The organism is Streptomyces tricolor (genome assembly GCF_002155905.1).
Lineage (GTDB): Bacteria > Actinomycetota > Actinomycetes > Streptomycetales > Streptomycetaceae > Streptomyces > Streptomyces tricolor.
On the sequence record NZ_MUMF01000774.1, the window covers coordinates 1 to 5,434 of the forward strand.

The window sequence follows — 5,434 nt, forward strand, 5'->3', positions numbered from 1 at the left end:
CACGACCACCGCGCCCGCCACGACGCCTACGCCCCCAGCACCCTCCGCAAGTAGTCGTTCTGGAACAGCCGATCCGGGTCGAGACGATCCCTCAGGGCGGTGAACTCGCCGAAGCGCGGATACACCCGCGAGAAGTACTCCGCGTCCCGCGTGTGCACCTTGCCCCAGTGCGGACGCCCCTCGTGCGCGGTGAAGATGCGCTCGGCGGCGGTGAAGTACGCCTGGTACGGCGTGCCCCGGAACATGTGCACGGCGATGTAGGCGCTGTCCCGGCCGGAGGCGGTGGACAGGGTGATGTCGTCGGCCGGGGCGGTGCGCACCTCCACCGGGAAGCCGATCCGCAGGCGGGAGCGCTCGATCATGGCCTTCAGCTCGCGCAGCGTCGCCACCAGGGCCGCGCGCGGGACGGCGTACTCCATCTCCACGAAGCGCACCCGGCGCGGCGAGGTGAAGACCTTGTAGGGGATGTCCGTGTACGTCCGCGCGGACAGGGCCCTGCTGGAGATCTGCGCGATCGCCGGAACCGTCGCGGGCACCGCGCGGCCGACCCACTGGGTCACCTGGAAGACGCCGTTGGAGAGGAACTCGTCCTCGAACCAGCCCGCCAGCCGCCCCACCGGCTGCTCCGGGCCGGCGCTGCGGTTGTTCCGCTTGGTGTTGGTGCTGCCGGTGTGCGGGAACCAGTAGAACTCGAAGTGTTCGTTCTCGGCCCACAGTTGATCGAACTCGGCGAGAACCCGCTCCAACGGCATGGGTTCCTCGCGCGCCGTGAGCAGGAAGAGCGGCTCGACGGCGAAGGTGATCGCCGTGACGACGCCCAGGGCGCCGAGGCCGATGCGGGCCGCGGCGAAGACCTCCGGGTTCTCCTTCTCGGAGCAGGTGAGCACCGAGCCGTCGGCCGTGACGAGTTCGAGCCCCTTGATCTGCGCGGCGATGGAGCCGGACACGCGGCCCGTGCCGTGCGTCCCGGTGCTGGTGGCCCCCGAGACGGTCTGCTCCATGATGTCGCCCATGTTGGTGAGCGAGAGGCCCTCGCGCGCGAGGGCGGCGTTGAGTCTCTTGAGCGGGGTGCCCGCCTCGACCGTGACCGTCATGGACGCACGGTCGATCCTGCGTATGCCGGTCAGCAGGTGAGGGCGTATCAGCACCCCGTCGGTGGCGGCGATCGAGGTGAAGGAGTGCCCGCTCCCGACCGCCTTCACCTTCAGGCCGTCCTCCCGGGCCCGGCGCACCGCCGCGGCCAGCTCCTCCGCCGAGGCCGGCTCCACCTGCCGGGCGGGCCGGGCGGAGACGGTGCCGCCCCAGTTACGCCAGGTGCCGTTCTTCCCGCTCGCTGTGCTGCTCAACGGTGCCTCCCCGACCCGCGGCCGGCCTGCGCAGCCGGCGGTACCCGAGGAAACCGACCGCGACCGCGACGGCCCCGGACACGGCCGGAACCCCGTACCCGGCCCGCGCTCCGGCCGCGTCGATCACCCAGCCGGCCACGGAGGAGCCGACCGCGATGCCGACGGCGAGGCCGGTGCTCACCCAGGTCATGCCCTCGGTGAGCTGCGCGCGAGGTACGTGCTCTTCGATCAGGGACATCGTCGTGATCATCGTCGGCGCGATGGACAGCCCCGCAACGAACAGCGCCACGGCCAGAAGCGGCAGGTTTCCGACCAGTAGGAGGGGGATCATACTCACGGCCATCGCCGCCACGCCCAGCAGCCAGCGGCGTTCCGGCGCACCGCTGAAGCGCAGCAGTCCGAAGACCACGCCCGCCACACAGGAACCGGCCGCGTACAGCGCGAGGACCACGCTCGCGGCACCCTTGTGGCCGCGCTCGTCGGCGAAGGCGACGGTGACCACGTCCACGGCCCCGAAGATCGTGCCGGTCGCCACGAAGGTCGCCACCAGCACCTGGAGCCCGGGCGCGCGCAGGGCGCTGCCGCCGCCGTGCCGCTCGCGCGGGTGCGGCTCCGGCTCGGTGGCGCGCTGGGCGGTCAGCCAGAAGACCCCGGCCGCGAGGAAGCAGGCGGCCAGCAGGGGACCCGCCTCGGGGAACCAGACCGTGGACAGGCCGATGGAGATGATCGGCCCGAAGATGAAGCAGACCTCGTCCACGACCGACTCGAACGAATAGGCGGTGTGCAGCTTCGGGGTGCCCCGGTACAGCGCCGCCCAGCGGGCCCGGATCATCGCGCCCAGGCTCGGCACCGAGCCGATCCCGGCCGAGCAGACGAACAGCACCCAGTCCGGCCACCGGAAGTGGGCGGCGAGCAGCAGTCCGGCCGCCGCGGTCAGGGCGACCAGGGTCGCCGGGCGCAGCACCCGGCGCTGCCCGTGCCGGTCCACCAGCCGGGAGATCTGCGGCCCCAGCACGGCGGCGGACAGCGCCATGGTCGCCGACAGGGCACCCGCGAGGCCGTAGCGGCCGGTGAGCTGGGAGACCATCGTGACCACGCCGATGCCCATCATCGACAGCGGCATCCGGCCGAGGAATCCCGCGGCGGAGAACGCCTTGGTGCCGGGCTCGGCGAAGAGGGCTCTGTAAGGGCTGGGCACGTGGTTCTCCGGAGCGGCTCAGTAAGGCGCGAATGCGGCTGATACAGCTTACGAGTTAGGTGACCCTAATTGCACCCGGGCGACGCGGACGGAAAACGGGGGGACAAACCCGTCTCAATCAACTGCAACCAGACTCTTCGCCTCGCTGTTTCCCCGCTGTCAGTGCCGGGTGGCAGGATCGACTCATGCCAGACGCGCTCGATGCCACCCCGTACGACGCCCTGCTCCTGCTCTCCTTCGGCGGCCCCGAAGGCCCGGACGACGTGGTCCCGTTCCTGGAGAACGTCACGCGCGGGCGCGGCATCCCGAAGGAACGCCTCAAGGAAGTCGGGCAGCACTACTTCCTGTTCGGCGGGGTCAGCCCCATCAACGACCAGAACCGCGCCCTGCTGGAAGCCCTGCGCAAGGACTTCGCCGACCACGGCCTGGATCTGCCGGTCTACTGGGGCAACCGCAACTGGGCGCCGTACCTGACGGACACCCTGCGCGAGATGGTGGCCGACGGCCGGCGCCGCATCCTCGTCCTCGCCACCAGCGCCTACGCCTCCTACTCGGGCTGCCGCCAGTACCGGGAGAACCTCGCGGACGCGCTGGCGGCCCTGGAGGCCGAGGGCCTGGAGCTGCCGAAGATCGACAAGCTGCGGCACTACTTCAACCACCCCGGCTTCGTCGAACCCATGATCGACGGTGTGCTGCGCTCCCTCGCGGACCTCCCCGAGGACGTCCGCGCGGGCGCCCACATCGCCTTCACCACCCACTCCATCCCCACCTCCGCCGCCGACAGCTCCGGCCCCGCCGAGGCCCACGGCGAGGGCGGTGCCTACGTCGAGCAGCACCTGGACGTCGCCCGGCTGATCGCCGACGCCGTCCGCGAGCGCACCGGCGTCGACCACCCCTGGCGACTCGTCTACCAGTCCCGCTCCGGCGCCCCGCACATCCCCTGGCTGGAGCCCGACATCTGCGACCACCTGGAGGAGCGGCACGCCGCCGGCGTCCCGGCCGTGGTCATGGCCCCCATCGGCTTCGTCTCCGACCACATGGAGGTCCTCTACGACCTCGACACCGAGGCGAAGGCCAAGGCCGAGGAGCTGGGCCTGCCGGTGCGCCGCTCGGCCACCGTGGGCGCCGACCCGCGGTTCGCGGCGGCCGTCCGCGAGCTGATCCTGGAGCGGGCCGCCGTGGAGCGCGGCCAGGAGGTCACTCCCTGCGCCCTCGGCGCGCTCGGCCCCAGCCACCACCTCTGCCCGGTCGGCTGCTGCCCGGCCCGTGCCCCCCGCCCCGCCGCCGCGGGCGCCGACAGCCCCTACGCCTGAGGAGACCCGTGACCGACGCCCTGCACCGGGACCTGCTCGAACTCGCCCAGGAGGCCGCCCGCCACGCCGGCGCGCTGCTGCGTGACGGCCGCCCCGCCGACCTGGCCGTGGCCAGGACGAAGTCCAGCCCGATCGACGTCGTCACCGAGATGGACATCGCGGCGGAGAAGCTGATCACCGATCTGATCTCCGGGCGGCGCCCCGACGACGGTTTCCTCGGTGAGGAGGGCGCCTCCGTCGAGGGCACGAGCGGGGTGCGCTGGGTGATCGACCCGCTCGACGGCACGGTCAACTACCTGTACGGCCTGCCGACCTGGGCGGTGTCCATCGCGGCCGAGCAGGACGGCGAGACCGTCGTCGGAGTCGTCGCCGCGCCCATGCGGGGCGAGACCTACCACGCCGTGCGCGGCGGCGGGGCGTGGGCCACCGGCGCGTGGGAGGGCGAACGGGCGCTCGCCTGCCGTCCCGCGCCTCCGCTGGACCAGGCCCTGGTTTCCACCGGGTTCAACTACGTCACCGAGGTCCGCACCCACCAGGCCGAGGTGGCCGCCCGGCTGCTCCCGCTGCTGCGGGACATCCGGCGCAGCGGCTCGGCGGCGGTCGACCTGTGCGACGTGGCCTGCGGCCGGCTCGACGGGTACTACGAGCGGGGTCTCCACGCCTGGGACTTCGCGGCCGGGGACCTCATCGCCCGGGAGGCGGGCGCGCTGACGGGCGGGCGCCCCGGAGAGCGGCCGTCACCGGACCTGACCGTCGCGGGGGCCCCGGGCGTGTTCGAACCCCTCCAGCGCCTGCTGGAGGACTTCGGAGCGTGGCACGACTGAGCCGGCGGTCCGCGGAAGGCCCGACACCGCCGACCGCCGCCGAGCACCAGAGCGACGGAAAACCGCTGCCACCGGGCTGAAAGGCGCCGACGGACGGGGTGGGCGCCGGGAGCAGCAGGAGCCGCCGGCAGGCGGACGCGTGCCGGCGGCCCGGAGCGGGCGTGGGTGGTCTGGAGTGGGCGTCGGCGGCCGGGGGTATCGGCAGGCGGAGCGAGCGAACCGGAGGGGGCCAGGGGGGCGCCGGCAGGCGGAAGGGCGCCGCAGCCGGTGAGCGTGCCGACGGCCCGGAGCGGGCGTCAGTGGTCTTGCGCGTGCCTCGGTGCCTGGAGCGGGCGCCGGCAGACCGGCCGGAGACCAGCCCCGTGCGGGCTCGGATGATGCCGTAGTCGTGGAGGGACCGGCACGCGGTGAGGCGACCCTGGTGCGCGGGGGGACCCCGGCGTGACCCCGCACGTGAAGGGCCCCCGGACGTCAAGGGGCCTCGGCGTGCGCAGGCCCCCGGATGTGAAGGGACCCGGGCGTTGCGAAGGGGTCCCGGCGTGCGGGGAGACCCCGGACGTAAAGGGGCCTCGGCGTGCGCAGGCCCCCGGATGTGAAGGGACCCGGGCGTTGCGAAGGGGTCCCGGCGTGCGGGGAGACCCCGGACGTCAAGGGGCCTCGGCGTGCGCAGGCCCCCGGATGTGAAGAGACCCGGGCGTTGCGAAGGGGCCCCGGCGTGCGGGGAGACCCCGGACGTCAAGGGATCTCGGCGCG

At 73.1% G+C, this 5,434-nt stretch carries 4 protein-coding genes; 2 read left to right on the forward strand and 2 right to left on the reverse strand.

All coding sequences use genetic code 11. From position 1 onward, the window contains the following. Positions 1-26: 26 nt before the first annotated feature. Both CCN44_RS39235 and CCN44_RS39240 read right to left on the reverse strand, forming a co-directional pair. Positions 27-1,346: a D-arabinono-1,4-lactone oxidase gene (locus CCN44_RS39235; RefSeq protein WP_086703866.1), complete on the reverse strand. Its 1,320-nt coding sequence runs from the start codon at positions 1,344-1,346 to the stop codon at positions 27-29. Beyond that, complete coding sequence (locus CCN44_RS39240) at positions 1,306-2,544, reverse strand: MFS transporter (protein WP_059253042.1); 1,239 nt, start codon at positions 2,542-2,544, stop codon at positions 1,306-1,308. Before CCN44_RS39240 ends, CCN44_RS39235 begins: the two co-directional genes overlap by 41 nt. Before the next feature lie 185 nt (positions 2,545-2,729). On the opposite strand from CCN44_RS39240, the gene CCN44_RS39245 reads away from it, so the two are divergent. Together CCN44_RS39245 and CCN44_RS39250 are read left to right on the forward strand one after the other, a co-directional pair. Continuing rightward, complete coding sequence (locus CCN44_RS39245; RefSeq protein WP_059253043.1) at positions 2,730-3,857, forward strand: ferrochelatase; 1,128 nt, start codon at positions 2,730-2,732, stop codon at positions 3,855-3,857. 8 nt (positions 3,858-3,865) lie between these two features. Then, positions 3,866-4,681: an inositol monophosphatase family protein gene (locus CCN44_RS39250; protein ID WP_059253044.1), complete on the forward strand. Its 816-nt coding sequence runs from the start codon at positions 3,866-3,868 to the stop codon at positions 4,679-4,681. The last annotated feature ends 753 nt before the right edge of the window (positions 4,682-5,434 follow it).

Coding starts and splice junctions, on each gene's coding strand:
- CCN44_RS39245 (WP_059253043.1), top strand. CDS start 2,730: ATGCCAGACGCGCTCGATGCCACCCCGTACGACGCCCTGCTCCTGCTC.